This is a genomic window from Pseudomonas sp. W15Feb9B, from assembly GCF_000828175.1.
GTDB classification, from domain to species: Bacteria; Pseudomonadota; Gammaproteobacteria; order Pseudomonadales; family Pseudomonadaceae; genus Aquipseudomonas; species Aquipseudomonas parakoreensis.
In genome coordinates, this window is record NZ_JTKF01000002.1 from 1 (window position 1) to 25,525 (window position 25,525).

25 protein-coding genes are annotated in these 25,525 nt (G+C 61.1%); 14 read left to right on the forward strand and 11 right to left on the reverse strand.

Translation table 11 applies throughout. The annotated features are described in order from the left end of the window. The first annotated feature begins 688 nt into the window (after positions 1-688). Positions 689-1,051, forward strand: coding sequence for a DUF6124 family protein (locus OC71_RS01180; RefSeq protein ID WP_041063089.1), 363 nt, complete (start codon positions 689-691; stop codon positions 1,049-1,051). Between the two features lie 247 nt (positions 1,052-1,298). Here the strand turns inward: OC71_RS01180 and nagE are convergent, their stop codons facing one another. From nagE to OC71_RS01215, 7 genes are all read right to left on the reverse strand, one after another. Next, entirely contained in the window at positions 1,299-3,014 is a 1,716-nt protein-coding gene (gene nagE / locus OC71_RS01185) for an N-acetylglucosamine-specific PTS transporter subunit IIBC (RefSeq protein WP_041063092.1), read from the reverse strand. Between the two features lie 35 nt (positions 3,015-3,049). Further along, on the reverse strand, positions 3,050-5,563 hold the full coding sequence (gene ptsP, locus OC71_RS01190; RefSeq protein WP_041063095.1) for a phosphoenolpyruvate--protein phosphotransferase: 2,514 nt from the start codon (positions 5,561-5,563) through the stop codon (positions 3,050-3,052). A gap of 34 nt (positions 5,564-5,597) precedes the next feature. Then, a complete protein-coding gene (locus tag OC71_RS01195) occupies positions 5,598-6,608 on the reverse strand; it encodes an SIS domain-containing protein (RefSeq protein WP_041063098.1) in 1,011 nt (336 codons plus the stop codon). Further along, positions 6,601-7,707, reverse strand: coding sequence for an N-acetylglucosamine-6-phosphate deacetylase (nagA, locus tag OC71_RS01200; protein WP_041063102.1), 1,107 nt, complete (start codon positions 7,705-7,707; stop codon positions 6,601-6,603). Before nagA ends, OC71_RS01195 begins: the two co-directional genes overlap by 8 nt. 30 nt (positions 7,708-7,737) lie before the next feature. Further along, the gene (locus OC71_RS01205; protein WP_027610964.1) at positions 7,738-8,469 is read right to left on the reverse strand and encodes a GntR family transcriptional regulator; all 732 of its coding nucleotides are present in this window, start codon (positions 8,467-8,469) and stop codon (positions 7,738-7,740) included. A 282-nt stretch (positions 8,470-8,751) separates the two neighbouring features. Continuing rightward, complete coding sequence (locus OC71_RS01210; protein WP_041063109.1) at positions 8,752-9,267, reverse strand: murein L,D-transpeptidase family protein; 516 nt, start codon at positions 9,265-9,267, stop codon at positions 8,752-8,754. Positions 9,268-9,359: 92 nt separating this feature from the next. Next, a complete protein-coding gene (locus OC71_RS01215) occupies positions 9,360-9,911 on the reverse strand; it encodes an NUDIX hydrolase (RefSeq protein ID WP_041063112.1) in 552 nt (183 codons plus the stop codon). 146 nt (positions 9,912-10,057) lie between these two features. Here OC71_RS01215 and OC71_RS01220 point away from each other — a divergent pair, with 146 nt between their 5' ends. The 5 genes from OC71_RS01220 (at position 10,058) to purT (ending at position 13,408) form a co-directional block, all read left to right on the forward strand. Next, positions 10,058-10,657, forward strand: a complete 600-nt coding sequence (locus OC71_RS01220) for a CoA pyrophosphatase (protein ID WP_007967803.1) — start codon at positions 10,058-10,060, stop codon at positions 10,655-10,657. A gap of 47 nt (positions 10,658-10,704) precedes the next feature. After that, positions 10,705-11,229 (forward strand): gamma carbonic anhydrase family protein, encoded by a 525-nt coding sequence (locus tag OC71_RS01225; protein ID WP_041063115.1) that lies wholly within the window; start codon positions 10,705-10,707, stop codon positions 11,227-11,229. Beyond that, positions 11,226-11,435, forward strand: coding sequence for a DUF1289 domain-containing protein (locus OC71_RS01230; RefSeq protein WP_041063118.1), 210 nt, complete (start codon positions 11,226-11,228; stop codon positions 11,433-11,435). The genes OC71_RS01225 and OC71_RS01230 overlap by 4 nt, the downstream gene beginning before the upstream one ends. 224 nt (positions 11,436-11,659) lie before the next feature. Further along, complete coding sequence (locus OC71_RS01235) at positions 11,660-12,127, forward strand: preQ0 transporter (protein WP_041063121.1); 468 nt, start codon at positions 11,660-11,662, stop codon at positions 12,125-12,127. Between the two features lie 99 nt (positions 12,128-12,226). Continuing rightward, positions 12,227-13,408 carry a formate-dependent phosphoribosylglycinamide formyltransferase gene (purT, locus tag OC71_RS01240; protein WP_041063124.1) on the forward strand — a complete coding sequence of 394 codons (1,182 nt, stop codon included), beginning with the start codon at positions 12,227-12,229 and terminating at the stop codon, positions 13,406-13,408. A 118-nt stretch (positions 13,409-13,526) separates the two neighbouring features. Here the strand turns inward: purT and OC71_RS01245 are convergent, their stop codons facing one another. The 3 genes from OC71_RS01245 to OC71_RS01260 all read right to left on the reverse strand — a co-directional run bounded on the left by OC71_RS01245 (position 13,527) and on the right by OC71_RS01260 (position 17,258). Further along, positions 13,527-14,843: an MFS transporter gene (locus OC71_RS01245; protein ID WP_041063127.1), complete on the reverse strand. Its 1,317-nt coding sequence runs from the start codon at positions 14,841-14,843 to the stop codon at positions 13,527-13,529. A gap of 357 nt (positions 14,844-15,200) precedes the next feature. Next, positions 15,201-16,433, reverse strand: a complete 1,233-nt coding sequence (locus tag OC71_RS01255) for a transporter associated domain-containing protein (RefSeq protein WP_041063133.1) — start codon at positions 16,431-16,433, stop codon at positions 15,201-15,203. Positions 16,434-16,445: 12 nt separating this feature from the next. After that, a complete protein-coding gene (locus OC71_RS01260) occupies positions 16,446-17,258 on the reverse strand; it encodes an inner membrane protein YpjD (protein ID WP_041063136.1) in 813 nt (270 codons plus the stop codon). Between the two features lie 195 nt (positions 17,259-17,453). Here OC71_RS01260 and ffh point away from each other — a divergent pair, with 195 nt between their 5' ends. The 6 genes from ffh (at position 17,454) to OC71_RS01290 (ending at position 21,530) form a co-directional block, all read left to right on the forward strand. Then, entirely contained in the window at positions 17,454-18,830 is a 1,377-nt protein-coding gene (ffh, locus tag OC71_RS01265) for a signal recognition particle protein (protein ID WP_041063139.1), read from the forward strand. Between the two features lie 249 nt (positions 18,831-19,079). Then, positions 19,080-19,331 (forward strand): 30S ribosomal protein S16, encoded by a 252-nt coding sequence (gene rpsP / locus OC71_RS01270; RefSeq protein ID WP_003185073.1) that lies wholly within the window; start codon positions 19,080-19,082, stop codon positions 19,329-19,331. 5 nt (positions 19,332-19,336) lie between these two features. Continuing rightward, positions 19,337-19,873, forward strand: coding sequence for a ribosome maturation factor RimM (gene rimM / locus OC71_RS01275; protein WP_041063145.1), 537 nt, complete (start codon positions 19,337-19,339; stop codon positions 19,871-19,873). Between the two features lie 3 nt (positions 19,874-19,876). Then, positions 19,877-20,629 (forward strand): tRNA (guanosine(37)-N1)-methyltransferase TrmD, encoded by a 753-nt coding sequence (trmD, locus tag OC71_RS01280; RefSeq protein ID WP_003221981.1) that lies wholly within the window; start codon positions 19,877-19,879, stop codon positions 20,627-20,629. A gap of 45 nt (positions 20,630-20,674) precedes the next feature. Next, complete coding sequence (gene rplS / locus OC71_RS01285) at positions 20,675-21,025, forward strand: 50S ribosomal protein L19 (RefSeq protein ID WP_003175895.1); 351 nt, start codon at positions 20,675-20,677, stop codon at positions 21,023-21,025. 91 nt (positions 21,026-21,116) lie between these two features. Further along, positions 21,117-21,530, forward strand: coding sequence for an acyl-CoA thioesterase (locus OC71_RS01290; RefSeq protein WP_041063151.1), 414 nt, complete (start codon positions 21,117-21,119; stop codon positions 21,528-21,530). Between the two features lie 106 nt (positions 21,531-21,636). On the opposite strand, the gene OC71_RS01295 is transcribed toward OC71_RS01290, so the two are convergent. Further along, entirely contained in the window at positions 21,637-23,445 is a 1,809-nt protein-coding gene (locus OC71_RS01295) for a sodium:proton antiporter (protein WP_041063161.1), read from the reverse strand. A 108-nt stretch (positions 23,446-23,553) separates the two neighbouring features. On the opposite strand from OC71_RS01295, the gene xerD reads away from it, so the two are divergent. Further along, the gene (gene xerD, locus OC71_RS01300) at positions 23,554-24,450 is read left to right on the forward strand and encodes a site-specific tyrosine recombinase XerD (RefSeq protein ID WP_041063163.1); all 897 of its coding nucleotides are present in this window, start codon (positions 23,554-23,556) and stop codon (positions 24,448-24,450) included. Positions 24,451-24,686: 236 nt separating this feature from the next. Further along, on the forward strand, positions 24,687-25,418 hold the full coding sequence (gene dsbC / locus OC71_RS01305) for a bifunctional protein-disulfide isomerase/oxidoreductase DsbC (protein ID WP_007967782.1): 732 nt from the start codon (positions 24,687-24,689) through the stop codon (positions 25,416-25,418). The last annotated feature ends 107 nt before the right edge of the window (positions 25,419-25,525 follow it).

Here is a 25,525-nt window from a genome sequence, read left to right on the forward strand (position 1 = left end):
CCCTCCACTCAGCCTTCCGACGTCGCCCGTGGATCAAGATCAAGATCAAGAACGACAGCCGAGCTTGCGCTCATCCTGGAGTGGGGCGGCTTCGCCGCATGGCGGTGTTCACAAGTTAAAAATATGGGAGCTGGCTTGCCGGCGAAGGCGCCCTGCCAGCCAACCGTTCTCCAATTGAATACCCCCAATCCATTGTGGAGCTGGCTTGCCAGCGATGGCGGCCTGAAAGCCGACCAATTTCTATCTGGTGCAGTACTCACCTGTAGGAGCTGCCGAAGGCTGCGATCTTTTGACTTTGGTTTTTTACAGGCAAAGGGCAGATCAAAAGATCGCAGCCTTCGGCAGCTCCTACACGAGATGTTTTGTGTTTAAGAGTGTGTGGAATTACCAGAACCTTCCCACAAGATTTTCAGGTTGTCCCTCGGACGTCCGGTCTCTAGGCTTCGTCTGTCGCTGCCAATTCAGCGACCGGGAGGTGAGATACCCGATTTGGATCCCCAGACAAGTGCCCCCATAATTGCGGCCAGCTTTCGCTGTCAGCAATTCCTTATGGCGGCTATGTACGGGCGGACTTCGGTCCGGCCGGATTTGGGGTCCTTACCGGTAATCTCACTCCGTACATGGCTGCCACCTCTTCTCCGAGTGAGATCGGGATCAAGTGGCTACAACACTTAAAAGGACTTGTTCGATGGACAAACTGATCCCCGACCCACCCCACAAAACCACAGCACCACCCGTCGACGCCATCCGCGTCGAAGACCTGACGAAAGACCGTGAAGCCATCAAGCGCGCTGTCGATTTCTACTTCACCCAGCAACCCGCTCAGGCGCATCAGCCCAGCACAATGTTCCTGGTCAACCCCAGCATCGACACCGAAACCCTGCTAGCCCACGCCTACGAATCGTTGGCCTGCGCCAGTGCCATGGCCAGCAACTTCGCCAGCGAACTCAGCGGCCTGCAACGCAGCAACGCACTGGCGATCCAGCAAATCGTCATGCTCGCCGAACTGGCGGTAAACCGCGCGCTGGACCGGGTCGATCCACAAACCTGACAACGCGACATCGTTGATCGCCAGTAGGCTTGCTTCCACAACGTCGTGTACGATTTTGAGAACTTTGCCCAACCTGTGGGAGCCTGGCTCGTCAGCGATGGCGACCTGATTCTTGGGAAAGATAGCTTCCATGTAGGAGCTGTCGAGTGAAACGAGGCTGCGATCTTTTGATCTTTGCTTATGATTGTAAAAAGCAAAATCAAAAGATCGCAGCCTGCGGCAGCTCCTACATGGGTGATGTGTGGGGTCAGACTTTGGCGCTGACCTCACTGCGATTAACCAACGCCTCAATCGCCCCACTCAAACTCGCGGCTTTCTCGCCAATCAACAAGTGCCAGACCCCACCTTCCAACGGGCTTACACCCTGGCAACCCAGCTCTTTCAACTGAGCCTCGGAAAGCGCTTTACCATCGGCCAGTTGCAGGCGAATGCGGGTCAGGGCGATGCAGTCCAGCTGCAGCACATTCTCGCTACCACCCAGTGCTGTCAGCCATTGCTGGGCTTCCGGTGCAGCGACGAATGCAGCTTTCGATTCCTCGACCACCACCGTAGGCGTAGCCACCAACGCACGCCCCAGCGCTGGCATCGCGAGCCGGATTTCGTCGGCGATGCTGTCGGCCAATGGCCCAACCACCACCTGCAAGCTGCCGCCCTTGCCCGGGCGTACCACGGCCATCGCGCCCAGCGCTTTCAAATCCGCATCGGATGCCTTGTTGCGATCGACCATTTCCAGGCGCAGACGAGTCGTGCAGGCGCCCACGGTAAGCAGATTCTCGGCACCGCCCAAGGCCTTGATGTACGCAGCGGCACGTTCGTTTTCCGTGAGCACTGACTTCTCGGTGGCGGCCACATCCTCACGACCCGGCGTCTTCAAATTGAAGCGACGAATGCAGAAATCAAACACCGCGTAATACACCACGGCGTAAGCCAGCCCGACCGGAATCACCAGCCAGCCATTGGTCGAGCGCCCCCAACCGAGCACCATGTCGATGAAGCCGCCGGAGAAGGTGAAACCCAGGTGAATGTTCAGCGCATTGGTGATCGCCATCGACAGGCCGGTCAGCAGCGCATGCAGCAGATACAGCAGCGGGGCGAGGAACATGAAGGCGAATTCGATTGGCTCGGTCACGCCCGTTAAAAACGAGGTCAGGGCCATCGACAGGAAGATCCCGCCCATGACCTTGCGCCGCTCCGGCAGCGCGTTGCGGTACATCGCCAGGCACGCAGCAGGCAGACCGAAGATCATCATCGGGAACATGCCGGTCATGAACTGGCCGCCCTTCGGATCGCCGGCGAAGTAGCGTGACAGATCGCCGGTGACCAGTGCACCGGTGGTCGGATCGGTGAAGTTGCCGAACACGAACCACGCCATGTTGTTGAGGATGTGGTGCAGGCCGGTAACGATCAGCAGGCGGTTGAACACGCCGAAGACGAACGCGCCAATGCTGCCGCTTTCCATCATCAGCGCGCCGAAGGCATTGATGCCGTGCTGGATCGGCGGCCAGATGTAGCCGAACACCACGCCCAGCCCGACGGCTGCGAACCCGGTGACGATCGGCACGAAGCGCCGGCCGCCGAAGAACGCCAGGTACTCCGGCAGCTTGATGTCCTTGAAGCGGTTGTACAGCGCGCCGGCCATCAGGCCGCTGACGATCCCGGCGAGCATGCCCATGTTGATGCTCGCGTCGAGCACCTTGAGGGTGGAGATCATCACCAGGTAACCGATCACCCCGGCCAGGCCTGCGGTGCCGTTGTTGTCCTTGGCAAACCCGACAGCGATGCCGATGGCGAAGATCATCGCCAGGTTGGCGAAGATCACTTGCCCGGCGTCGTGAATGATCGCGATGTTTAAAAGGTCGGTGTCACCCAGACGCAGCAGCAGGCCGGCAATCGGCAGGATCGCGATCGGCAGCATCAGCGCGCGGCCGAGGCGTTGCAGGCCTTCGATGAAGAGTTGGTACATGGTGGTTCTCCCTGCTCTTTATAGAGAGCTTGTTGTTAGTGCAGAGGCCAATGCTGGTGGCAGGCGTGACGTACCGCAGCGGCGCTGTTGAGTTTCAACAGGTCGAGGCTGAGGCGTTGGCATTCGGCCTCGTGCAACTGGCGCACGCGGTCCTTGATTTCACCGATCTGCACCGGGCTGACCGACAGTTCCGTCACGCCCAGGCCGATCAGTACCGGCGTCGCGAGCGGGTCGGAGGCGAGGGCGCCGCACACGCCGACCCAGCGCTTGTGCACTGCCGCGCCTGCGCAGGTCATGGCGATCAGGCGCAGCAGCGCCGGGTGCAAGGCATCGACCCGGGCGGCGAGGCCGGCATGGTCGCGGTCCATGGCCAGGGTGTATTGCGACAGATCGTTGGTGCCGATCGAGAGGAAGTCGGCGTGCTCGGCGAGTTGTTCGGCTTGCAGCGCGGCGGCGGGGACTTCGATCATCACGCCGATTTCCGGGCGCTGGCTGATGTTCAGTTCCAGGCACAACGCATCGACGCGTTGACGAATGTGCAGCAGTTCGTCGACTTCGGTGACCATCGGCAGCAGGATCCGGCAGCGGCGCAGCGGGCTGACTTGCAGCAGTGCGCGCAGTTGTTGATCGAGGATTTCCGGACGGGCCTGAGCCAGACGAATGCCACGCAAGCCGAGTACCGGGTTGGCTTCGGCAGGCAGCGGCAGGTAGTCGAGTTGCTTGTCGCCGCCGACGTCGATGGTGCGGATGATCACCGAATGTTCACCCATGGCATCGAGCACCGCTTGATAGGCAGAGCGCTGCTCTTCGACGTCCGGCGCGGTCTGCCGGTCGACGAACAGAAACTCGGTTCGCAGCAGGCCGACGCCATCGGCGCCGTTGGCAAAGGCGTCTGCCGCCTCATGGCTGGAGGCAACATTGGCGACCACTTCGATGACCACGCCATTGCGGGTTTCGGCGGGCAGGTGGGCCTTTTTCTGTTGCGCATCGCGGCGTTGCTGACGCTCGATTTGCGCCTGCTGCACTTCGGCCAGACGCTCGGCATTTGGCTTCAGTTCGAGGCGACCGCCATCGGCATCCAGCACCACCGACTGACCTTGTGCTTGATCGAGTAAAGCGGCGCCCAGTGCAACCAGGCACGGCAGACCTTTGCCGCGCGCCAGAATCGCCACATGCGAGGTCGCGCCGCCTTCGGCCATGCACAATCCCGCGACACCTTGCGCGCTGAGTTGCAGCAGATCCGACGGCGTCAGTTCATGCGCAGCAACGATGGCGCCGGCCGGCACCTCGTAATGCCAGGCTTCGCCGAGCACGGCGCGCAGCACCCGTTGCTTGAGGTCGCGCAGGTCATTGGCCCGTTCGGCCAGCAGCGCGCTGCCGGTGCGTTGCAGCACCTCGCACTGGGCATCGATCGACTGGCTCCAGGCGTGAGTCGCCGCTGCGCCTTGAACGATGGAATGCTGCGCAGCGTCGAGCAGGGCCGGGTCTTCGAGCAGCGCCAGATGCGCGGCGAAGATCGCCTCTTCGTCGACATTCTTGTGTTTTTTCGCTTGCGCGAGGGTGCCGTCGATTTCGCTGCGCACCTGATTCAGCGCCGCGTCGAGCACCTGCTGTTGCTGCAGCGGATCATGATTGCCCGCATCCGCCGGCAAACTGATCGTGTTCAGGCGAAACAGCGGCCCGCCAACCAGTCCCGGCGCAGCACATACTCCGTGCAACACGCCAGCCTCGGGCGGGCGCTTAAGAGTGGCAACACTGACCGGCGCCGCCGCGTGATGATCATCCGGCAGCGCCGTGGCCAACGCGCTGAGCAACGCTTGCAACGCTGCTTCGGCATCCGGCCCCTGACAACTGACGTGCACCTCATCCTGTTCGCCAACCGCCAGGCCCATCAGCCCGATCAGGCTGTTGCACGGCGCCGATTTGCCGGCGAAGTGCAACTGCGAGTGGCTTTTGAAACCTTGTGCAGTCTGCCGAATCAGCGCGGCCGGGCGTGCATGCAAACCGCCACGATGCGCCACCGACACCTGCCCATGCACCTCAGTCCCGCCAGGTTCCTCAACATTCACTGCCGCACTGTTGCGGGCAATGATGTGCAGCAACGGGTCGCCGACCTTCACCGCTTTGAGGGTGATCGGGCGAACCTCGAAGTCTTGACTGTTGGTCAGGATCAACAGGCTGACCAGGCTTTTGCATTGCTGGCCGACCTTGTCCAGGTCGTAGCGCAACAACGGCTGCCCCTTGCTGACACGGGTGCCGTCCTTGACCAGCATCGAGAAGCCTTCGCCGTTCAGTTCAACGGTGTCGAGGCCCAGGTGCAGAAGGATTTCCGCGCCGTTGTCGGCGCGTACTGTCAACGCGTGCCCGGTGCGCGCGACGTGGATGATCAGCCCGGCGCACGGCGAATACAGAGTGTCATTCAACGGGTCGATGGCGATGCCGTCGCCCATCGCGCCACTGGCGAACACCGCGTCCGGGACTTTGGCGAGCGTGAGCACCGGGCCGCTGAGCGGGGCGCTGAGGGTCAGCTCTTTATTGTTGTTGTGCATGGCTCGGTCTCATCAGGTGTGCAGTCATTCGGACTTAGTGCGTACGGGTCACTTTGCTCAGGTGACGCGGCTGATCCGGGTCCATGCCGCGAGCCACGGCCAGGCCGGCGGCCATCACGTAGAAGCTCTGGATCGCCAGAATCGGGTCGAGGGCCGGGTGTTCGGCGCGGCTCAGGGTCAGGTCGCGTTCGAGAATGTCGTCCGGTGCCGCGAGCAGCACACGGGCACCGCGTTGACGCATCTCTGCCGCAAGACTGATCAGGCCGGCCTGTTCGGCACCGCGCGGGGCGAATACCAGCAGCGGGTAATGCGCGTCGATCAGCGCCATCGGGCCGTGACGGACTTCGGCGCTGCTGAACGCTTCGGCCTGAATCGCCGAGGTTTCCTTGAACTTCAGCGCGGCCTCTTGGGCGATGGCAAAACCGGCGCCACGGCCGATGACCATCAGCCGTTCACAGTCGCGCAAGGCGTCGATCGCGGTGCTCCAGTCCTGTTTTGCCGCTTCGCGCAGACCTTCGGGCAGGGCGTTGTGCGCTTCCAGCAGTTCGCGGTCTTCTTTCCAGTGCGCGATCAGGCGGGCGCTGGCGCTGAGGGTGGCGATGAAACTCTTGGTCGCGGCGACGCTGCTTTCGGTGCCGGCGAGCAGCGGCAGACTGAATTCACACGCCGCTTCCAGTGGCGAATCGGCGGCGTTGACCATCGACACGCTCAGCGCGCCACGCTTGCGCAGCAGACGCAGGCTGTTGACCAGATCCGGGCTTTGCCCCGATTGCGAGAACGCGAACGCGACCTGACCGCTGACCTTCAACGGCGCCTGCTGCATGGTCACCACCGACATCGGCAACGACGCCACCGGTACCCCCAGTTGCTGCATGGTCAGGTAGGCGAAGTAGCTCGCCGCGTGGTCGGAGCTGCCGCGCGCAACGGTCATCGCCACTTGCGGCGGCTGGCGGCGCAGGCGCCCGGCGATCTCGATCATCTGCGGGTCGAGCTGTTGCAGTTGGGCTTGCACGGCCTCGAACGAGGACAGCGCCTCTTCAAGCATTTTTGAAGTCAATGTCTTCTCCTTCGACCATGACGGCGGTCAGTGTGAGTGAGCGATCCAGCCGCACGCAGTCGGCCCAGGCGCCCGGTTCGAGGCGCCCGCGTTCGGTGATGCCGAGGTAGTCGGCGGGGAATTGCGAAAGACGTTGCGAGGCCTCGGCGATCGGCAATCCGATCTTCACCAGGTTGCGCAGGGCCTGATCCATGGTCAGGGTGCTGCCGGCCAGCGTGCCGTCGGGCAGGCGCACGCCACCCAGGCATTTGGTCACGGTGTGACTGCCGAGCTTGTATTCACCGTCGGGCATGCCGGCGGCGGCGGTCGAATCGGTGACGCAGTACAGGCACGGGATCGAACGCAGCGCCACGCGGATCGCGCCGGGGTGCACGTGCAACAAGTCCGGGATCAGCTCGGCGAATTTGGCGTGGGCCAACGCGGCGCCGACGATGCCCGGCTCGCGGTGATGCAGCGGGCTCATGGCGTTGTACAAATGGGTGAAACTGGTCGCGCCGGCATCGAGGGCGGCAACGCCTTCCTCGTAGCTGCCGAGGGTGTGGCCGATCTGCATGCGGATGCCGCGGCTGCTCAGTTCACGAATCAACCCGTCGTGGCCGGCGATTTCCGGAGCGATGGTGATCACCCGGATCGGCGCCAGCGCGAGGTATTGCTCGACTTCGGCCATCAACGCGGTGTGGGCGAAATTCGGTTGCGCGCCGAGTTTGCCGGGGTTGATGTACGGACCTTCCAGATGCACACCAAGGACGCGGGCGGCACCTTGCGGACGCTGTTCGCAGAACTCGCCGACCTCTTTCAGCACGCTGGAAATCTCGGCGCTCGGCGCGGTCATGGTGGTGGCCAGCAGTGAAGTGGTGCCGAAGCGCACGTGGGTTTTGGTGATGGTTTCGAAGGCGCTGGCGCCTTCCATGATGTCTTTGCCACCACCGCCGTGGACGTGCAGGTCGATGAAACCCGGCAGCAGGTACGGCAGGTCATTCTCGGCCGGATCGCAGGGCACGCCTTCGATCGACACGACTTTGCCGTGTTCGTGAATCAGCCGGCCGCGAACCCAGCCGCTGGCGGTGAGGATGTTGTCTTCGGACATTTTGCTTCTCTCGTTTGGCCTGGCTGCCGGTCAGCGGCGAAGCTCTGCAACAAAGTCGTAGTAGTCGTTGCGGCAATAGGTGTCGGTGACTTCGATCGGCGTGTTGTCTTCCAGATAGCCGACCCGGGTCATCAGCAGCATGGCGGTGCCGGGGGCGATGCCGACCAGTGCGGCGAACTCGTCCGAGGCGTTGATCGCCTGAATATGCTGCAGGGCGCGGACGATCGGTTTGCCGATGCCGTCGAGGTACTCGTAGAGCGAATCGCCGACCAGGTGCGGCTTGGGCATGATCGAGGCGGGCAGGGTGCTCATCTCGATGGCCATAACGGTGTCGTCGGCCTTGCGCAGGCGTTTCATGCGCGCCACCTTGTCGTTCGGCGACAGGCTCAGGCGGATCAGTTCTTCGTGAGTCGGCAGGGTGATTTCGCGCTCCAGCCACTGTGAGCTGGGGACGAAGCCCTTGAGGCGAAGCATTTCGCTGAAGCCCGAGAGGCGTGACAGCGGTTGTTCCAGACGGGGGGTGATGAAGGTGCCGGAACCTTGCAGGCGGCGGATCAGACCTTGATCGAGCAGCACTTCCAGCGCCTTGCGCGCGGTGACCCGGGAGATCCCGAGTTGCTCGCTGAGGTTGCGCTCGGAGGGCATGGCCTGCTCGGCCTTCCATTGCCCGGAATGGATCGCCGATTCCAGATTGCGCGCCAGCTGCAGGTACAGCGGCGTCGGCTGGGAGTCATCTGGGCGTAGGGCCTGGAGGTCGTTCATGTAGGTCATTTCCGACGCGAGTATAGGATTGTTGTGGCTCGCTTGTGGGGCGGAAATTAATACCACTTGAATACCATGTCAACGCAGTGAATTGGCGTGTAGCCCAATGAAATGGCGGGTTTCGGGGTTTGTGGTTTGAAGTGGTATTAGGGGTGGGCTGTAAAAAGCAAAAGATCGCAGCCTGCGGCAGCTCCTGCAGTGGGAAGTGGTATCAACCCTGTAGGAGCTGCCGCAGGCTGCGATCTTTTGATTTATTTTTTTCAGGTGACCAGTGGTCAGTCGTTAAGGACGAATCTCGATCATCGTGCCGTCCGGCACCAGACCCCAGACTTCACGCATGTCCATGTTGCGCATGGCGATGCAGCCGTCGGTCCAGTCCAGAGTGTGGAACAGGTCTTCGGGGGTTTCTTCCGAATCCGGCGTGCCGTGAATCATGATCATCCCGCCAGGCTCGACGCCTTCGCGGCGGGCGCGGGCCGAGTCGCTGATGTTCGGGTAGGAGATGTGCATCGCCAGGTTGAATTTCTCGCTGACCTTGCGCCAGTCGATCCAATAAAAGCCTTCCGGGGTACGTTTGTCGCCTTCAATCAGTTTCGGACCTTTTTTCGCGCCCTTGCCCAGGGAAATCCGATAGGTCTTGATCGGCTTGCCGTCGGCGATCAACTGCAGTTGATGCGCCGATTTGAGCACCAGGATTTTTTCGATCAGCGGGGTGTTCGACGGCGTCACGGTGGTCACGAAGGACGCTTGGGAGACTGAGACGAATGACAGGCAAAACAGAGCAAACAACCAGCGCATTGAAACAATTCCCCAAAGAGTGACGCAACGTTAAGTGTAGGAGCTGCCGAAGGCTGCGATCTTTTGATCTTTTGATCTTTGGATTTTTTGAGTCAGCTAATGGCAGGCTGAGCCAGCGGCGGAATCGATTCGGAGCGAACCGGGTAGTTTTCGGCGCGGCGATCAGCGAAGAAACATTCTAAGGTACGCCCCACGGTGCGGAAAGCCAGCTCGTCCCAGGGAATGTCGGCTTCGTCGAATAGTTGCACTTCGAGGCTTTCGGGGCCGGCCGCGAAGTCCAGGTCGGCCAGTTCGGCGCGAAAGAACACATGCACCTGGCTGATGTGCGGCACATCGATCAGGGTATAGATGCTCAGATTGCGCACTCGGGCGCAGGCTTCCTCGGCGGTTTCGCGGATCGCGGCCTGTTCGATGGTCTCGCCGTTTTCCATGAAGCCGGCGGGCAGCGTCCAGTAACCCAGGCGTGGTTCGATGGCACGGCGGCAGAGCAGCACCTGGCGACCCCAGGTCGCGACGCAACCGGCGACGATATTGGGGTTTTGATAGTGAATGGTCTGACAGCTGTCACAGACAAATCGCAGTCGCGAGTCGCCTTCGGGAATGCGCTGGGTCACCGGGTTGCCGCACTGGCTGCAAAATTTCATGCTGGGGTTCCTGAATGCTGCGCCTATCTTGGCGCGCAGCGGTGTCGGTCGGCAAGTTGTCGTTTCGCGACATGGCCCGGCGAAGGGCTTGGGCGGCTGCAATGATTGGTGCATGATGCAGGGTAAGGCACAGATCGAGAACACTCATGCTGGACGAGCTACTGCATAGGGTAAGCAACCACACACCGCGCACGCTGGAGACCGATAAACGTTTCCCCGAGGCCGCTGTTCTGGTGCCGATCACCCGCAGTGACGAGCCCGAGCTGGTGCTGACCCTGCGGGCCAGCGGCCTCTCGACCCATGGCGGCGAAGTGGCCTTTCCCGGCGGTCGCCGCGACCCCGAAGACCCCGACCTGATTTTCACCGCCTTACGCGAAGCCGAAGAAGAAATCGGCCTGCCACCGGGGCTGGTCGAAGTCATCGGCCCGCTCAGCCCGCTGATCTCCCTGCATGGCATCAAGGTCACGCCGTATGTCGGGGTGATTCCGGACTTTGTCGAATACCAGGCCAACGATGCCGAGATCGCTGCCGTCTTCAACGTGCCGTTGGAGTTCTTCCGCAAAGACCCGCGTGAGCATACGCATCGTATCGATTATCAGGGCCGCAGCTGGTACGTGCCGAGTTATCGTTACGGCGAATTCAAGATCTGGGGATTGACCGCTATCATGATTGTCGAGCTGATCAATCTGCTCTATGACGAACAGATCAGCCTGCATCACCCGCCCAAAAGCTATATCAACACCTGAAGCCATCGCTCGAATGGCCCGTCATCGTGAGCCCTGAGGAAAACAAGATGAAATACCGCCTGGGCGACGCCCGCGTCGAGACCCATCCACAGAGCTGGGTTGCACCCAATGCCGTGCTGGTGGGCAAGGTCAAGCTGGAAGAAGGCGCCAACGTCTGGTTCAACGCCGTGCTGCGCGGCGACAACGAGCTGATCCTGATCGGCAAGAACAGCAACGTCCAGGATGGCACGGTGATGCACACCGACATGGGCTATCCGCTGACCATCGGCACCGGCGTGACCATCGGCCATAACGCCATGCTGCATGGCTGCACCGTTGGCGACTACAGCCTGATTGGCATCAACGCGGTGATCCTCAACGGCGCGAAAATCGGCAAGAACTGCATCATCGGCGCCAATTCGCTGATCGGCGAAGGCAAGGAAATCCCCGATGGCTCGCTGGTGATGGGGTCGCCGGGCAAGGTCGTGCGTGAACTGACCGAGCCACAGAAGAAAATGCTCGAAGCCAGCGCCGCGCACTATGTGCACAATTCCCGGCGCTATGCGCGTGATCTGGTAGAGCAGGAAGCATGAAGACGCCCGAAAGACCGGTTGCCTCGCCGTGCGTGAATATCTGTGCGCTGGATGAGGACGATATCTGCACCGGCTGCCAGCGCACGGTCGCGGAGATCACCCGCTGGGGACGCATGACCAATGACGAGCGGCGGGTGGTGCTGGGGTTGTGTCATGAGCGGGCGAAAGCGAGTGGGTTGGTGTGGATGATCCCGGCCAAGCGCTGAGATATTGGTTGAAGTGCTTTTGTGGCGAGGGAGCTTGCTCCCGCTGGGTCGCGAAGCGGCCCCTCTTTTGCTCTTGAAAGCAGGGACTGCTGCGCAGCCCGGCGGGAGCAAGCTCCCTCGCCACAGGTAGTTCGCTTGCCAATACGCGTGTATACAATTTTCGATCGACTTGGCCGAACTCTCCGCCTCAAGTAACCTGTGCGCCAATTTCCCAGGTCGCCGCCATGATTTTCCTCATCGCCTACATCAGCAGCGTCGTGCTGATCAACTTCGCTTTCTCCACCGCGCCACACCTGGACATCATCTGGTCGGCCTGGGGCGGATTGGTGTTTGTGTTGCGCGACATGGTGCAAACCCGTTTCGGCCACGGTGCCATCGTGGCGATGCTGGTGGCGCTGGTGTTGTCCTACGTCACCTCGGATCCTTCCATCGCCCTGGCCAGCGCCACGGCGTTTGCGATCTCCGAATGCATCGACTGGCTGGTGTTCAGCATCACCAAACGGCCGCTGCGCGACCGCCTGTGGATCAGTTCGGCGCTGAGCATTCCGCTCGATACCTTCATCTTTTTCGGCATGATCGACCTGATGACGCCACCGGTGATCATCACTGCACTGGTCTCGAAGTTCGCTGGCGTCACTGCCGTCTGGCTGATCATGGCCTGGCGCGAGCGCAAACAGGCTGTCGCCAGCTGAGCCAAATCCTGCGGTTCATGTAAAATGCCGCGCTTTCTCCCCATGGAAAGCGCGTCTGGCGTTGCTTTCCTCGATGATCCGCTTCTTTGAGGACCTGAGATGACCCGTATCGGAACTCCATTGTCGCCGACCGCGACCCGCGTATTGCTGTGTGGCTGTGGTGAGTTGGGCAAGGAAGTGGTAATCGAGCTGCAACGCCTGGGCGTTGAAGTGATTGCCGTCGACCGTTACGCCAACGCGCCAGCGATGCAGGTGGCGCATCGCAGCCACGTGATCAACATGCTCGACGGCGCCGCGCTGCGTGCGGTCATCGAAGCCGAGAAGCCGCACTTCATCGTGCCGGAAATCGAAGCCATCGCCACCGCCACGCTGGTCGAGCTGGAAGCCGAAGGCTTCACCGTGATCCCGACCGCCCGCGCCGCGCAATTGACCATGAACCGCGAAGGCATCCGTCGCCTGGCCGCTGAAGAGCTGGACCTGCCGACCTCGCCGTACCACTTTGCCGACACCTTCGAGGACTACAGCAAAGCCGTGCAGGATCTAGGCTTCCCGTGTGTGGTCAAACCGGTCATGAGCTCGTCGGGCAAAGGCCAGAGCCTGCTGCGCAGCGCCGATGACGTGCAGAAAGCCTGGGAGTACGCGCAAGAAGGCGGTCGCGCCGGCAAAGGTCGGGTGATCATCGAAGGCTTCATCGATTTCGACTACGAAATCACCCTGCTGACCGTGCGCCATATTGGCGGTACCACGTTCTGCGCACCGGTCGGTCACCGTCAGGAAAAGGGCGACTATCAGGAATCCTGGCAGCCACAGGCCATGAGCCCGATTGCCTTGGCTGAGTCCGAGCGCGTGGCCAAAGCCGTGACCGAGGCTCTGGGTGGTCGTGGTCTGTTCGGCGTCGAGCTGTTCATCAAAGGCGATCAGGTGTGGTTCAGCGAAGTTTCGCCGCGCCCGCACGACACCGGTCTGGTGACCCTGATTTCCCAGGACCTGTCGCAGTTCGCCCTGCACGCGCGTGCCATTCTCGGTCTGCCGGTGCCGCTGATCCGTCAGTTCGGCCCATCCGCTTCGGCGGTGATTCTGGTGGAAGGGCAGTCGACCCAGACCGCGTTCGCCAACCTTGGTGCGGCGCTGAGCGAGCCGGATACCGCACTGCGGCTGTTCGGCAAGCCTGAAGTCAACGGTCAGCGCCGGATGGGCGTGGCGTTGGCGCGGGATGAGTCGATTGAGGCGGCTCGTGCCAAGGCGACCCGTGCGGCTCAGGCTGTCGTTGTAGAGCTGTAAACCGAGGCGCGGCTATCGCGAGCAAGCTCGCTCCCACAGGTTCGGCGGTGTTCACAAATTTTGTGTACTGCACGGACACTGTGGGAGCGAGCCTGCTCGCGAAGCTTTTGATCTTCTGTCAGGCAACCTGATTCAAATCGTTGCCACGCGTTTCCTTCAGGCACAGCACCGCAATCAAGCTGAGCACCGCTGCCGCCGACACATACCCGCCGACATAACTCAAACCGCCCATCGCCACCAGTTTCTGCGCAAAGAACGGTGCCGCCGAGGCGCCGACGATCCCGCCCAGATTGTAGGCCGCCGATGCGCCGGTATAGCGCACGTGGGTCGGAAACAGTTCCGGCAGCAGCGCGCCCATCGGGGCAAACGTCACGCCCATCAGGAACAGCTCGATGCACAGGAACAGTGCCACGCCCCAGGTCGAGCCCTGTGTCAGCAACGGCTCCATCAGGAACCCGGACAGGACCGCCAGCACACCGCCGACGATCAGCACCGGTTTGCGCCCGTAACGATCGCTGGCCCAGGCGGACAACGGTGTAGCCGCCGCCATGAACAGCACGGCAAAACACAGCAGTCCAAGAAACGTCTCACGGCTGTAGCCGAGGGTGGACACGCCGTAGCTCAGGGAAAACACCGTCGAGATATAAAACAGCGCATAGCACACCACCATCGCTGCCGCGCCGAGCAGGGTGGGCGCCCAGTATTGGCTGAACAGCTCGACCAGCGGCACTTTCACTCGCTCCTGACGGGCAATCGCGTTGGCGAACACCGGCGTTTCGTGAAGCTTGAGGCGTACATACAGACCGACCATCACCAGCACTGCGCTGAGCAGAAACGGAATCCGCCAGCCCCAGCTGCGGAACTGCTCGTCATTGAGGGTCATGGCCAGGGTCAGGAACAACCCATTGGCCGCGAGAAAACCGATCGAAGGCCCCAGTTGCGGGAACATGCCGAACCACGCCCGCTTGCCCTTCGGCGCATTCTCGGTGGCCAGCAACGCCGCGCCGCCCCATTCACCACCCAATCCCAGCCCCTGACCGAAACGCAGCACGCACAGCAGAATCGGGGCCCAGGCGCCGATGCTGTCGTAACCCGGCAGCACCCCGATCAGGGTGGTGCACACGCCCATCAGCAAGAGTGAGGCGACCAGCGTCGATTTGCGCCCGATGCGGTCACCGAAGTGGCCGAACAGCGCCGAACCCAGCGGCCGGGCGAGGAAGGCGATACCAAAGGTGAGAAACGCCGAGAGCATTTGCGCGGTGCCGGACGTCTGTGGAAAGAACACCGGTCCGATCACCAGTGCAGCGGCGGTGGCGTAGACATAGAAGTCGTAAAACTCGATGGCGGTGCCGATGAAGCTCGCCGTTGCCACGCGGGTGGCGGAGTTGGTCGGCTGGGCAGGCGCGGTGGCGCTGTAAGCGGTACTGGTCGTCATGCGGTGATCCCTGACAGTCATGGCTCCGTTGGAGCGAATTATTATGGTCGAGCACCCAGGGATGTGGGATGAGACGCGAGCGCTGTTTCGAGTAGGAACAGTCGTCGGGGTAGTGCGGAAAATGGCCGAAACCGCTTCAGTGCGGGGTAAGCACAGGGCTCGGCAGCGCTTGGGTAAGCGGCTCGATTATAGGAAGGGGGCTAACGATCAAACAAGAGCAAAAGATCGCAGCGGATTGACGTCGATTGATCTTCCTGTGGCGAGGGAGCTTGCTCCCGCTGGGTTGCGAAGCGACCCCAACACATTTACGGCCGCTGCGCGCCCGAGCGGGAGCAAGCTCCCTCGCCAGAAAAGCGCTTAAACCTTGGCAGGCACCGAGCTCGTATGCCAGATCAGCACCTTGCTCACCCGGTTGTCCTCGGTCTCGAGAATCTCCAGTCGGTAGCGGCCGATCTTCAGGCACACCGCGCTGTCCGGAATGGTTTCCAGCGCCTCGGTTACCAGGCCGTTGAGGGTTTTCGGCCCGTCGCTCGGCAAATGCCAGCCCAGGCATTTGTTCAACTCGCGGATCGACGCAGTGCCGTCGATCACCATGCGCCCGTCGGGCTGCGGATGGATGTGCGGGTTGTCGAGGCTGTGCTCGCTTTCGAATTCTCCGACGATTTCTTCGAGAATGTCTTCCAGGGTGACGATGCCCAGCACTTCGCCGTACTCGTCCACCACCATGCCCAAGCGGCGTTGCTGCTTGTGGAAATTCAGCAGTTGCAGTTGCAGCGGCGTGCTTTCCGGGACGAAGTACGGTTCGTAGCTGGCGGCCAGCAGCGCTTCGCGAGTCAGTTGGCCATCGTTGAGCAGATGGCGGATCTGCCGGGTGTTGAGTACCGCTTCGACCTGGTTGATGTCGCTGTGGAACACCGGCAGGCGCGTGCGCTTGTTGTGGCGCAGTTGTTCGACGATCGCTTCGATCGAGTCGTCGAGGTTGATGCCGTCGACATCGCTGCGCGGCACCAGAATGTCGTTGACCGTGATGTTGTCCAGCGCATGGATTCCTGACACCGAGTGGGTGCGAGACGGATGTTCCGGGTCGTCGTTCGGGTCGGCAGGTTCTTCGTCTTCGCTTTGCTGCACCACCTGGGCTTTGCGCGCAAAGGGGCGCAGCAGCAAACCGCTGATGCGGCTCAGCAGCCAGGCCAGCGGATAAAGAATCTTCAGCGGAACGGCCAGCAGGGTATTGCCGAACGACAGCGCTGCATCCGGATAGCGCTGGGCCACGGTGCGCGGAAAGTAGTCGGCAAACACCAGCAACACGGCACCGGCGCCGAGGCAGGCGGCCCACGGGCCGTTTTCTTCGCAAAGGAAGATTGCCAGCAGTGTGGCAATGACCACCGCGAGGGCGCGGCACAGGGTGTTGCACAGGATCAGACTGTCGAGCGGGAAGCTCAGCTTCGCCAGCGGCTTATCGCTGGCGCGCGAGGCGGTGCGTTGCGCGAGCAGGTGCTGCTGCGCGATTTCGACGGCGGTAAACAGCCCCGACCATAAAATCAGCAGGACAAATACCGCGAGCATCGGCCCTATGGGCAAACCGTCCATTTATGCCGCCCGTCAGATGTGCAGGATGTATTCACGAACCAGTTTGCTGCCGAAATACGCCAACATCAGCAGGCAGAAACCGGCGAGGGTCCAGCGAATCGCCTTGTGACCGCGCCAGCCGAGGCGGTTGCGGCCCCACAGCAGCACGCTGAACACGATCCAGGCCAGGCACGCCAGCAGGGTCTTGTGCACCAGATGCTGGGCGAACAGGTTCTCGACGAACAGCCAGCCGGAGATCAGCGACAGCGACAGCAGCGTCCAGCCAGCCCAGAGGAAGCCGAACAACAGGCTTTCCATGGTTTGCAGCGGCGGGAAGTTCTTGATCAGGCCCGACGGGTGCTTGTGCTTGAGCTGGTGATCCTGCACCAGCAGCAACAAGGCCTGGAACACCGCGATGGTGAACATGCCGTAGGCGAGGATCGACAGCAGGATATGAGCGAGGATGCCCGGCTCTTCGTCGATGATCTGTACCGTGCCGGCCGGCGCGAACTGCGCCAGCAGCACCGTCGCCGCGCCGAGCGGGAACAGCAGCACCAGCAGGTTTTCCACCGGGATCCGCGAGCAGGCCAGCAGCGTCAGGGCGATGACGGCCGCGGCGATCAGGCTGGCGGCGCTGAAGAAGTCCAGGCCCAGGCCGATCGGGGTCAGCAGGTGAGTGAGCAGGCTGGCGCTGTGGGCGAGCACGGCGAGGATGCCGAGCGTAACCAGCAGGCGCTTGTTCGCCTTGGCGCCGGAGGCCAGGCGGGTGCCCTGATAAAGGGTCGCAGCGGCATAAAGAAGAGCGGCGGCGAGCGTGGTCAGCAAACTGGGTGACAAGGGGAGCATAAATCCTGTTAGGCAGGCCCGAAAGGCGCTGAGTTTGGCATAGAACCGCCACACCACGAAAGTGCGAGGTGTCCGCCCGACGCAGTCTTCGCTATAATCCGCGACCTGCCCACGCCGCAGGCTCGCCGAGCACATGTTGAATCCGGTCTGGGCCGCCATTATCCCGGTCTACACAGGGCCTGAAAGGATCGCGCAATGTTTGAAAACTTAACCGACCGTCTCTCGCAGACGCTGCGCCATGTCACCGGCAAGGCGAAGCTGACTGAAGACAATATCAAAGACACCCTGCGCGAAGTGCGCATGGCGTTGCTCGAAGCCGACGTCGCCCTGCCGGTGGTCAAGGACTTCGTCAATTCGGTCAAGGAGCGCGCTGTCGGCACCGAGGTGTCGCGCAGCCTGACGCCGGGCCAGGCATTCGTGAAGATCGTCCAGGCCGAACTCGAAAGCCTGATGGGCGCGGCCAACGAAGACTTGAACCTGAGCGCTGTGCCGCCCGCCGTCATTCTGATGGCCGGTCTGCAGGGTGCCGGTAAAACCACCACCGCCGGCAAGCTCGCGCGCTTCCTTAAAGAGCGCAAGAAGAAGTCGGTGATGGTCGTATCGGCGGACATCTACCGCCCGGCGGCTATCAAGCAGCTGGAAACCCTGGCCAACGACATCGGCGTGACGTTCTTCCCGTCCGATCTGAGCCAGAAGCCGGTCGACATCGCCAACGCGGCTATTAAAGAAGCAAAACTCAAATTCATCGATGTGGTCATCGTCGACACCGCCGGTCGTCTGCACATCGATGAAGAGATGATGGGCGAGATCAAGGCGCTGCACGCCGCGATCAAGCCGGTCGAAACCCTGTTCGTGGTCGACGCCATGACCGGTCAGGACGCCGCCAACACGGCCAAGGCCTTCGGTGATGCGCTGCCACTGACCGGTGTGATCCTGACCAAGGTCGACGGCGATGCCCGAGGCGGTGCGGCGCTGTCGGTACGCGCGATCACCGGCAAGCCGATCAAGTTCATTGGTATGGGCGAGAAGAGCGAAGCACTCGATCCGTTCCACCCTGAGCGTATCGCTTCGCGGATCCTCGGCATGGGTGACGTGCTCAGCCTGATCGAACAGGCTGAAGCGACCCTCGACAAGGACAAGGCCGACAAGCTGGCCAAGAAGCTGAAGAAGGGCAAGGGCTTCGACCTCGAAGACTTCCGCGATCAGCTGCAACAAATGAAGAATATGGGCGGCCTCGGCGGGCTCATGGACAAACTGCCGAGCATCGGCGGCGTCAACCTGTCGCAGATGGGCAATGCCCAGAACGCGGCAGAGAAACAGTTCAAGCAGATGGAAGCCATCATCAACTCCATGACCCCGGCCGAGCGCCGCGACCCTGAGCTGATCAGCGGTTCGCGCAAACGCCGGATCGCCATGGGTTCCGGCACCCAGGTGCAGGACATCGGTCGCTTGATCAAGCAGCACAAGCAGATGCAGAAGATGATGAAGAAATTCACCGCCAAGGGCGGTATGGCGAAAATGATGCGCGGCATGGGCGGTATGTTGCCCGGCGGCGGCATGCCAAAAATGTAAAGATCTCGCCGGTCGTCGCACCGGCGCAGACCCTGCAAGGACGCAGGATCAACAGCAAACCCGCACTCGGCGGGAGCTGACCGGCCGTTTTCATCAACGGCTCTATATGCAAATCCGCACGGCATGCCATAGGCGCCGGAAAAAGTCATTTGCAAAAGTCCGGATATTCCTTAGAATATGCGGCCTTTCGGGCACCCATGCCCGCTGTGCATTTAGATTTGCAGCACCGACTACAGGAACGATGTTCACATGCTAACAATCCGTCTTGCCCTTGGCGGCTCCAAAAAGCGCCCGTTTTACCACCTGACCGTAACCGACTCGCGTAACCCGCGTGACGGCTCCCACAAAGAACAGGTTGGCTTCTTCAACCCTGTTGCCCGTGGTCAGGAAATCCGTCTGTCCGTGAACCAAGAGCGCGTAGCCTACTGGCTGAGCGTTGGTGCACAGCCTTCTGAGCGTGTTGCTCAGTTGCTGAAGGAATCTGCCAAGGCTGCAGCCTGAGCAGTATGAGCGCGACGCCAGAAAAAGCTGATGACCTGATCGTTGTCGGCAAGATTTTTTCGGTTCACGGCGTTCGCGGCGAGGTGAAGGTCTTTTCCTTTACCGATCCGATTGAAAACCTGTTGGACTACCGCCACTGGACGCTTCGGCGCGAAGGCGTGGTGAAACAGGTCGAGCTGGTCAGCGGCCGGTCCACTCAAAAGGATCTGGTTGCCAAGCTCAAAGGCCTCGACGATCGCGATGAAGCCCGTCTTCTGAGCGGTTACGAGATTTGCATCTCGCGAAGCCTTTTGCCCAACCTGACAGGCAACGAGTACTACTGGTACCAGTTGCAGGGTCTGAGCGTCATCAACCAGGACGAGCAATTGTTCGGCAAGGTTGATCACCTGTTGGAGACCGGCGCGAACGATGTATTGGTGGTCAAGCCCTGCGCGGGCAGCCTGGATGATCGTGAGCGGTTGTTGCCCTACACGGAGCAATGCGTGCTGACAATCGATCTGGATGCAGGCGTGATGAGGGTGGAATGGGACGCGGACTTCTAAGCAATGGCCAGCCTGCGCGTAGACGTCATAACGTTGTTCCCCGAGATGTTCTCGGCCATCAGTGAGTACGGCATTACCAGTCGTGCGGTCAAACAGGGGCTGTTGCAGCTGACCTGTTGGAATCCGCGGGATTACACGACGGATCGGCATCACACTGTGGACGATCGCCCGTTTGGCGGTGGTCCGGGCATGGTGATGAAGATCAAGCCCCTGGAAGATGCTCTGGTTCAGGCCAAGGCAGCAGCCGGGGAGGCGGCGAAGGTGATTTACCTGTCCCCCCAAGGCCGTCAACTGACTCAGTCGGCGGTACGCGAGTTGGCAAAATCGGATGCATTGATCCTGATTGCCGGCCGCTATGAAGGCATTGACGAGCGCTTTATTGAGGCTCATGTCGATGAAGAGTGGTCGATTGGTGACTATGTATTGTCTGGCGGCGAGCTGCCGGCCATGGTCATGATCGATGCGGTTACACGACTGCTGCCCGGAGCTTTAGGGCATGCGGATTCCGCTGAGGAAGATTCCTTTACGGATGGTCTGCTGGATTGCCCGCACTACACCCGACCTGAGGTGTATGCGGATCAGCGTGTTCCCGACGTGTTGCTAAGTGGCAATCACGCGCATATCCGGCGTTGGCGTTTACAGCAGTCCCTTGGTCGGACCTATGAACGACGCGCCGATCTTCTGGAAAGCCGCTCGCTTTCTGGAGAAGAGAAGAAGCTGCTCGAGGAATACATCCGCGAGCGGGACGATAGTTAACAACGTATCGATGGTAGATCAGTTGATTTACCTTAGGAGCACAGCATGACCAACAAAATCATCCTTGCACTCGAAGCAGAGCAGATGACCAAAGAAATCCCTACCTTTGCCCCAGGCGACACCATTGTCGTTCAGGTGAAAGTGAAGGAAGGCGATCGTTCCCGTCTGCAAGCGTTCGAAGGCGTTGTCATCGCCAAGCGTAACCGCGGCGTGAACAGTGCGTTCACCGTTCGTAAAATCTCCAACGGTGTTGGCGTAGAACGTACTTTCCAGACCTACTCCCCGCAGATCGACAGCATGGCTGTCAAACGTCGCGGTGACGTACGTAAAGCCAAGCTGTACTACCTGCGCGACCTGTCGGGTAAAGCAGCTCGCATCAAGGAAAAACTGGCTTAAGTCCAGCTTCCGATGCAGAAAAAAGCAGCCTACGGGCTGCTTTTTTGTTGCCTGTAATTTATCCACAGCATTTTTGTTTCAGGCCAGAACCATGACCACCCGCGATCAGGAAATCCAGCGCCGCACCGAACTCTCGGTAACGCGCGTGACCAAAGCCGTCTTCCCGCCGACCACCAACCATCACAACACCCTGTTCGGCGGCACCGCGCTGGCGTGGATGGACGAAGTGTCGTTCATCACCGCCACACGCTTCTGCCGTCTGCCTTTGGTGACTGTGTCCACCGACCGGATTGACTTCAATCATGCGATCCCGGCTGGTTCGATCGTCGAGCTGGTAGGGCGGGTGATCAAAGTCGGCAACACCAGTCTCAAGGTTGAAGTGGAAGTGTTTGTCGAGAGCATGAGCTGCGATGGTCGCGAGAAGGCCATTCATGGGCAGTTCAGCTTTGTCGCTATTGATGATGACAAGCGGCCGGTGCCGGTGCTGCCTGGGTTTGCAGCCTGATCCGGAACCGAGTCGCGGCATTCGTGAGCACGCTCGCTCCCACAGGTTCTGTGTTGGACACAATTTCCGATCACAGTGGGAGCGAGCCTGCTCGCGAAGCGTCAGATCAGACGCCGCTGGCCTCCGGCTGAATCAGCGCCAACAAAGTCCACCCGGATCCCGGTTTCACAGCAGTCTCCGGCGTCACCACGTGCACCCACCCGCTGTCATCGCGCATGAACAGCAGCGTCGCCCGATTGCCATGCAATGCCTGGTAATCCTCCCAACCGAACCCGTCCGTCAGCGTCGTGCTGTAGACCTCGGCGCCGTTGCTGATCAGGCTGGCCAGCTTGGCATAGGTCAGCGCCTCGCTGCCCAGCTGATTACCGCGATGCTCCAGACTCGCGCGATGCTTGTCAGTGCGACGAGTTTCCTGACCGCTGGCCAGACCGAACAAACGCTGGTGACCAAAGTCGTGGCGAAAGCGCATTGCCGCCAAAGTATTCAATTCGCCCGAGGGCGATAGCGCCAATAGATGCCCCAGCCCCACCAGATCCAGATGCGCATCGGCATGCTGCGATGCCGGGTTGCCAAAGTACGTTGGCAACCCCTCCATACGCGCCGCACGAATATTCTCCCAGCTCGAATCGGTCAACAGTACGCGGCTGCCCAGTTGCTGCAATGACTTGCCCAGCAACCGCGCTGGGCCGTTGGCGCCGACGATCAGGAAGCCGCTCGGTGCCGGTTCAGCGACGTTCAGCAAGCGTGCCAGTGGCCGAGCGGTTGCACTTTGCAGCACCACGGTGCCGATGATCACCGCGAAAGTCAGCGGCACCAGCAGCAGCGCACCTTCGTGCCCGGCTTGATCCAGACGAATCGCGAAAATCGCCGACACCGCTGCCGCCACGATCCCGCGCGGGGCGATCCAGCACAGCAAGGCGCGTTCACGCCAGCTCAGGCTGGAGCCAGCAGTGCTCAACAGCACGTTCAGCGGACGCGCGATCAGTTGAATCACCAGCAGCAGAATCAGCACCAACGGCCCGAGGCTGATCAGTGCATGCAGATCCAGCCGCGCCGCCAGCAGAATGAACAGTCCGGAAATCAGCAAAACGCTCAGGTTTTCCTTGAAGTGCAGGATGTGCCGCACATCCACGCCCTTCATGTTCGCCAGCCACATGCCCATCAGCGTCACCGCCAACAGACCGGACTCATGCATCACCTGGTTGGCAGCAATGAAAATCCCCAACACCGCCGCCAGCGAGGCGAGGTTGTGCAGGTATTCCGGCAGCCATTGGCGACGGATGATGGTGCCGAGCACCCAGCCGCCGACCACCCCGAATACGCTGCCGCAGGCAATCACGCCGCCGAAGGTCAGCAGGCTCTGTTCGAGGCCGTTACCCTCGGAGCGGGCGATGATGAAGCTGTAGACCACCACCGCAAGCAGGGCGCCGATCGGGTCGATGACGATGCCTTCCCAGCGCAGGATGTTGGCGATCGAGGCTTTCGGTCGCACCACCCGCAGCATCGGCACGATCACCGTCGGCCCGGTCACCAGCGTCAGGCTGCCGAACAGAATTGCCAGCAACCAGTCGAAGCCGAGCAGGAAGTGGGTCGCGACGGCAATCACCACCCAGGTCGTGAGTGCGCCGATTGTCACCAGCCGATGCACGACGCTGCCGATCTCGCGCCATTCCGACAGGTGCAGGGTCAGACTGCCCTCAAACAGGATCAACGCGACCGCCAGCGACACCAGCGGCATCAGCAACGGGCCGAACATTTCCTGCGGGTCGAGCCAGCCCAGCACCGGCCCGGCGAGAATCCCGGTCAGCAACAGAAACAGAATCGCCGGCAGCTTCAGGCGCCACGCCAGCCACTGGCAACCCAGCGCCGCGGCGCCGATCCCGCCAAATGCCAAGAGAATTTGCTGCTCGTTCATTGATGCTCCCTGTTCCTTGAATTAGCGGGCTATGAAAGACTAGCGGCCATTCCTACAGTTCACTCTACATTTGCGCACGGCCCCGGAGGTTGTGTGTCTTGAGCGCCCATGCCTGCCATCGACCATCCGCTGATTGACCAATTCCTCGACGCCCTGTGGCTGGAAAAAGGCCTGTCCGACAACACCCGCGGCGCCTACCGCAGCGATCTGGCGCTGTTCAACGGCTGGCTGCAGGAGAAAAACCTCGAGCTGATCAATGCTGGTCGTGAGTTGATCCTCGATCACCTGTCCTGGCGCCTGGAGCAGAACTACAAGCCGCGTTCCACCGCCAGATTTCTTTCCGGTGTGCGTGGTTTTTATCGCTATCTGCTGCGAGAAAAGCTGATTACGGTCGATCCGACCTTGCGCGTCGACATGCCGCAGCTGGGTCGGCCTTTACCCAAATCATTGTCGGAAGCCGACGTCGAGGCGCTGCTCAAGGCGCCGGATCTGAGCGAAGCCATCGGCCAGCGTGATCGCGCCATGCTTGAGGTGCTGTACGCCTGTGGTCTGCGGGTGACCGAACTGGTCAGTCTGACGCTGGAGCAGGTCAACCTGCGTCAGGGCGTGTTGCGGGTGATGGGCAAGGGCAGCAAGGAGCGCCTGGTGCCGATGGGCGAGGAGGCGATTGTCTGGGTCGAACGCTACCTGCGCGATGGCCGAAGCGAGCTGCTGGGCGGGCGCCCCAGCGATGTGCTGTTCCCCAGCCAGCGCGGCGAACAGATGACGCGCCAGACCTTCTGGCACCGGATCAAGCATTGGGCCAAGGTCGCCGGGATCGGCAAATCGCTGTCACCGCACACCTTGCGTCACGCCTTCGCCACGCACCTGCTCAACCACGGCGCCGACCTGCGGGTGGTGCAGATGTTGCTCGGGCACAGTGATTTGTCGACGACGCAGATTTACACCCATGTCGCCCGCGCCCGTCTGCAAGACCTGCATGCCAAACACCACCCAAGAGGCTGATTGCCCCCCCCTGTAGGAGCTGCCGAAGGCTGCGATCCTTTGATCTTGCTTGTGATTCCAAAAGCAAAGTCAAAAGATCGCAGCCTTCGGCAGCTCCTACATGTCTTGTGTCAGGCGCATTCGGCCATGCGAGCCTTATGTGGTAGGCTTTGCCGGTTTGCACGATGGACGGTTATGACCCGGTGTTCCGGCACGGGCGTTCTGACCGTTTCATTTGTCCGCCTTCAGGAGTTCTCATGCGTCTGACCCAGATTTTCGCCGCCGCAGCCATTGCGTTGGTCAGCACCTTTGCCGTCGCCGATGACGCGGCCGACAAAGCCATTCGTCAAAGCCTGGAAAAACTCGAACTCGAGGTTCCGGTAGAAAGCATCAGTGCCAGCCCGTTGCCGGGCATGTATGAAGTCAAACTCAAGGGCAGCCGCGTGCTGTACGCCAGCGCTGACGGCCAGTACATCGTTCAGGGCTACCTGTTCCAGCTCAAGGACGGCAAACCGGTCAACCTGACCGAGAAGACCGAGCGTCTGGGCATCTCCAAACTGATCAACGCCATTCCGGTGGCCGAAACCGTGGTGTATCCGGCGGTGGGCGAGACCAAATCGCACATCACCGTGTTCACCGACACCACCTGCCCGTACTGCCACAAACTGCACGCCGAAGTGCCCGAGCTGAACAAGCGCGGTATCGAAGTGCGTTACGTGGCGTTCCCGCGTCAGGGCCTCGGCTCACCGGGTGACGAGCAACTGCAGGCCGTGTGGTGCTCGACCGACAAGAAAGCCGCCATGGACAAAATGGTCGATGGCAAGGAAATCAAGGCCGCCAAGTGCGCGAACCCGGTTTCCAAACAGTTCGCTTTGGGTCAGTCGATCGGCGTGAACGGCACACCGGCCATCGTTTTGGCCGACGGACAAGTCATTCCGGGCTACCAGCCGGCGCCACAAGTCGCCAAACTGGCGCTGGGCGCCAAGTAATTCGCATCGTCACGGTCCGCCGTTGACGATCATGGTCCGGCAGCAGCATCGCCGGGCCATTAATAGAGAGCCGCGAACACGCGGTTGTTTTCCGGCCGACCTTGCGT

Excerpts from the sequence above, each read along its gene's own strand:
- ffh (WP_041063139.1), top strand. The coding sequence starts at position 17,454 with ATGTTTGAAAACTTAACCGACCGTCTCTCGCAGACGCTGCGCCATGTC.
- OC71_RS01230 (WP_041063118.1), top strand. The coding sequence starts at position 11,226 with ATGAAGACGCCCGAAAGACCGGTTGCCTCGCCGTGCGTGAATATCTGT.
- OC71_RS01245 (WP_041063127.1), bottom strand. The coding sequence starts at position 14,843 with ATGACGACCAGTACCGCTTACAGCGCCACCGCGCCTGCCCAGCCGACC.
- OC71_RS01205 (WP_027610964.1), bottom strand. The coding sequence starts at position 8,469 with ATGAACGACCTCCAGGCCCTACGCCCAGATGACTCCCAGCCGACGCCG.
- OC71_RS01220 (WP_007967803.1), top strand. The coding sequence starts at position 10,058 with ATGCTGGACGAGCTACTGCATAGGGTAAGCAACCACACACCGCGCACG.
- nagA (WP_041063102.1), bottom strand. The coding sequence starts at position 7,707 with ATGTCCGAAGACAACATCCTCACCGCCAGCGGCTGGGTTCGCGGCCGG.
- OC71_RS01295 (WP_041063161.1), bottom strand. The coding sequence starts at position 23,445 with ATGAACGAGCAGCAAATTCTCTTGGCATTTGGCGGGATCGGCGCCGCG.
- OC71_RS01180 (WP_041063089.1), top strand. The coding sequence starts at position 689 with ATGGACAAACTGATCCCCGACCCACCCCACAAAACCACAGCACCACCC.
- rimM (WP_041063145.1), top strand. The coding sequence starts at position 19,337 with ATGAGCGCGACGCCAGAAAAAGCTGATGACCTGATCGTTGTCGGCAAG.
- purT (WP_041063124.1), top strand. The coding sequence starts at position 12,227 with ATGACCCGTATCGGAACTCCATTGTCGCCGACCGCGACCCGCGTATTG.
- OC71_RS01215 (WP_041063112.1), bottom strand. The coding sequence starts at position 9,911 with ATGAAATTTTGCAGCCAGTGCGGCAACCCGGTGACCCAGCGCATTCCC.
- OC71_RS01235 (WP_041063121.1), top strand. The coding sequence starts at position 11,660 with ATGATTTTCCTCATCGCCTACATCAGCAGCGTCGTGCTGATCAACTTC.
- trmD (WP_003221981.1), top strand. The coding sequence starts at position 19,877 with ATGGCCAGCCTGCGCGTAGACGTCATAACGTTGTTCCCCGAGATGTTC.
- rplS (WP_003175895.1), top strand. The coding sequence starts at position 20,675 with ATGACCAACAAAATCATCCTTGCACTCGAAGCAGAGCAGATGACCAAA.
- OC71_RS01255 (WP_041063133.1), bottom strand. The coding sequence starts at position 16,433 with ATGGACGGTTTGCCCATAGGGCCGATGCTCGCGGTATTTGTCCTGCTG.
- OC71_RS01290 (WP_041063151.1), top strand. The coding sequence starts at position 21,117 with ATGACCACCCGCGATCAGGAAATCCAGCGCCGCACCGAACTCTCGGTA.
- xerD (WP_041063163.1), top strand. The coding sequence starts at position 23,554 with ATGCCTGCCATCGACCATCCGCTGATTGACCAATTCCTCGACGCCCTG.
- nagE (WP_041063092.1), bottom strand. The coding sequence starts at position 3,014 with ATGTACCAACTCTTCATCGAAGGCCTGCAACGCCTCGGCCGCGCGCTG.
- ptsP (WP_041063095.1), bottom strand. The coding sequence starts at position 5,563 with ATGCACAACAACAATAAAGAGCTGACCCTCAGCGCCCCGCTCAGCGGC.
- OC71_RS01260 (WP_041063136.1), bottom strand. The coding sequence starts at position 17,258 with ATGCTCCCCTTGTCACCCAGTTTGCTGACCACGCTCGCCGCCGCTCTT.
- dsbC (WP_007967782.1), top strand. The coding sequence starts at position 24,687 with ATGCGTCTGACCCAGATTTTCGCCGCCGCAGCCATTGCGTTGGTCAGC.
- OC71_RS01225 (WP_041063115.1), top strand. The coding sequence starts at position 10,705 with ATGAAATACCGCCTGGGCGACGCCCGCGTCGAGACCCATCCACAGAGC.
- OC71_RS01210 (WP_041063109.1), bottom strand. The coding sequence starts at position 9,267 with ATGCGCTGGTTGTTTGCTCTGTTTTGCCTGTCATTCGTCTCAGTCTCC.
- OC71_RS01195 (WP_041063098.1), bottom strand. The coding sequence starts at position 6,608 with ATGCTTGAAGAGGCGCTGTCCTCGTTCGAGGCCGTGCAAGCCCAACTG.
- rpsP (WP_003185073.1), top strand. The coding sequence starts at position 19,080 with ATGCTAACAATCCGTCTTGCCCTTGGCGGCTCCAAAAAGCGCCCGTTT.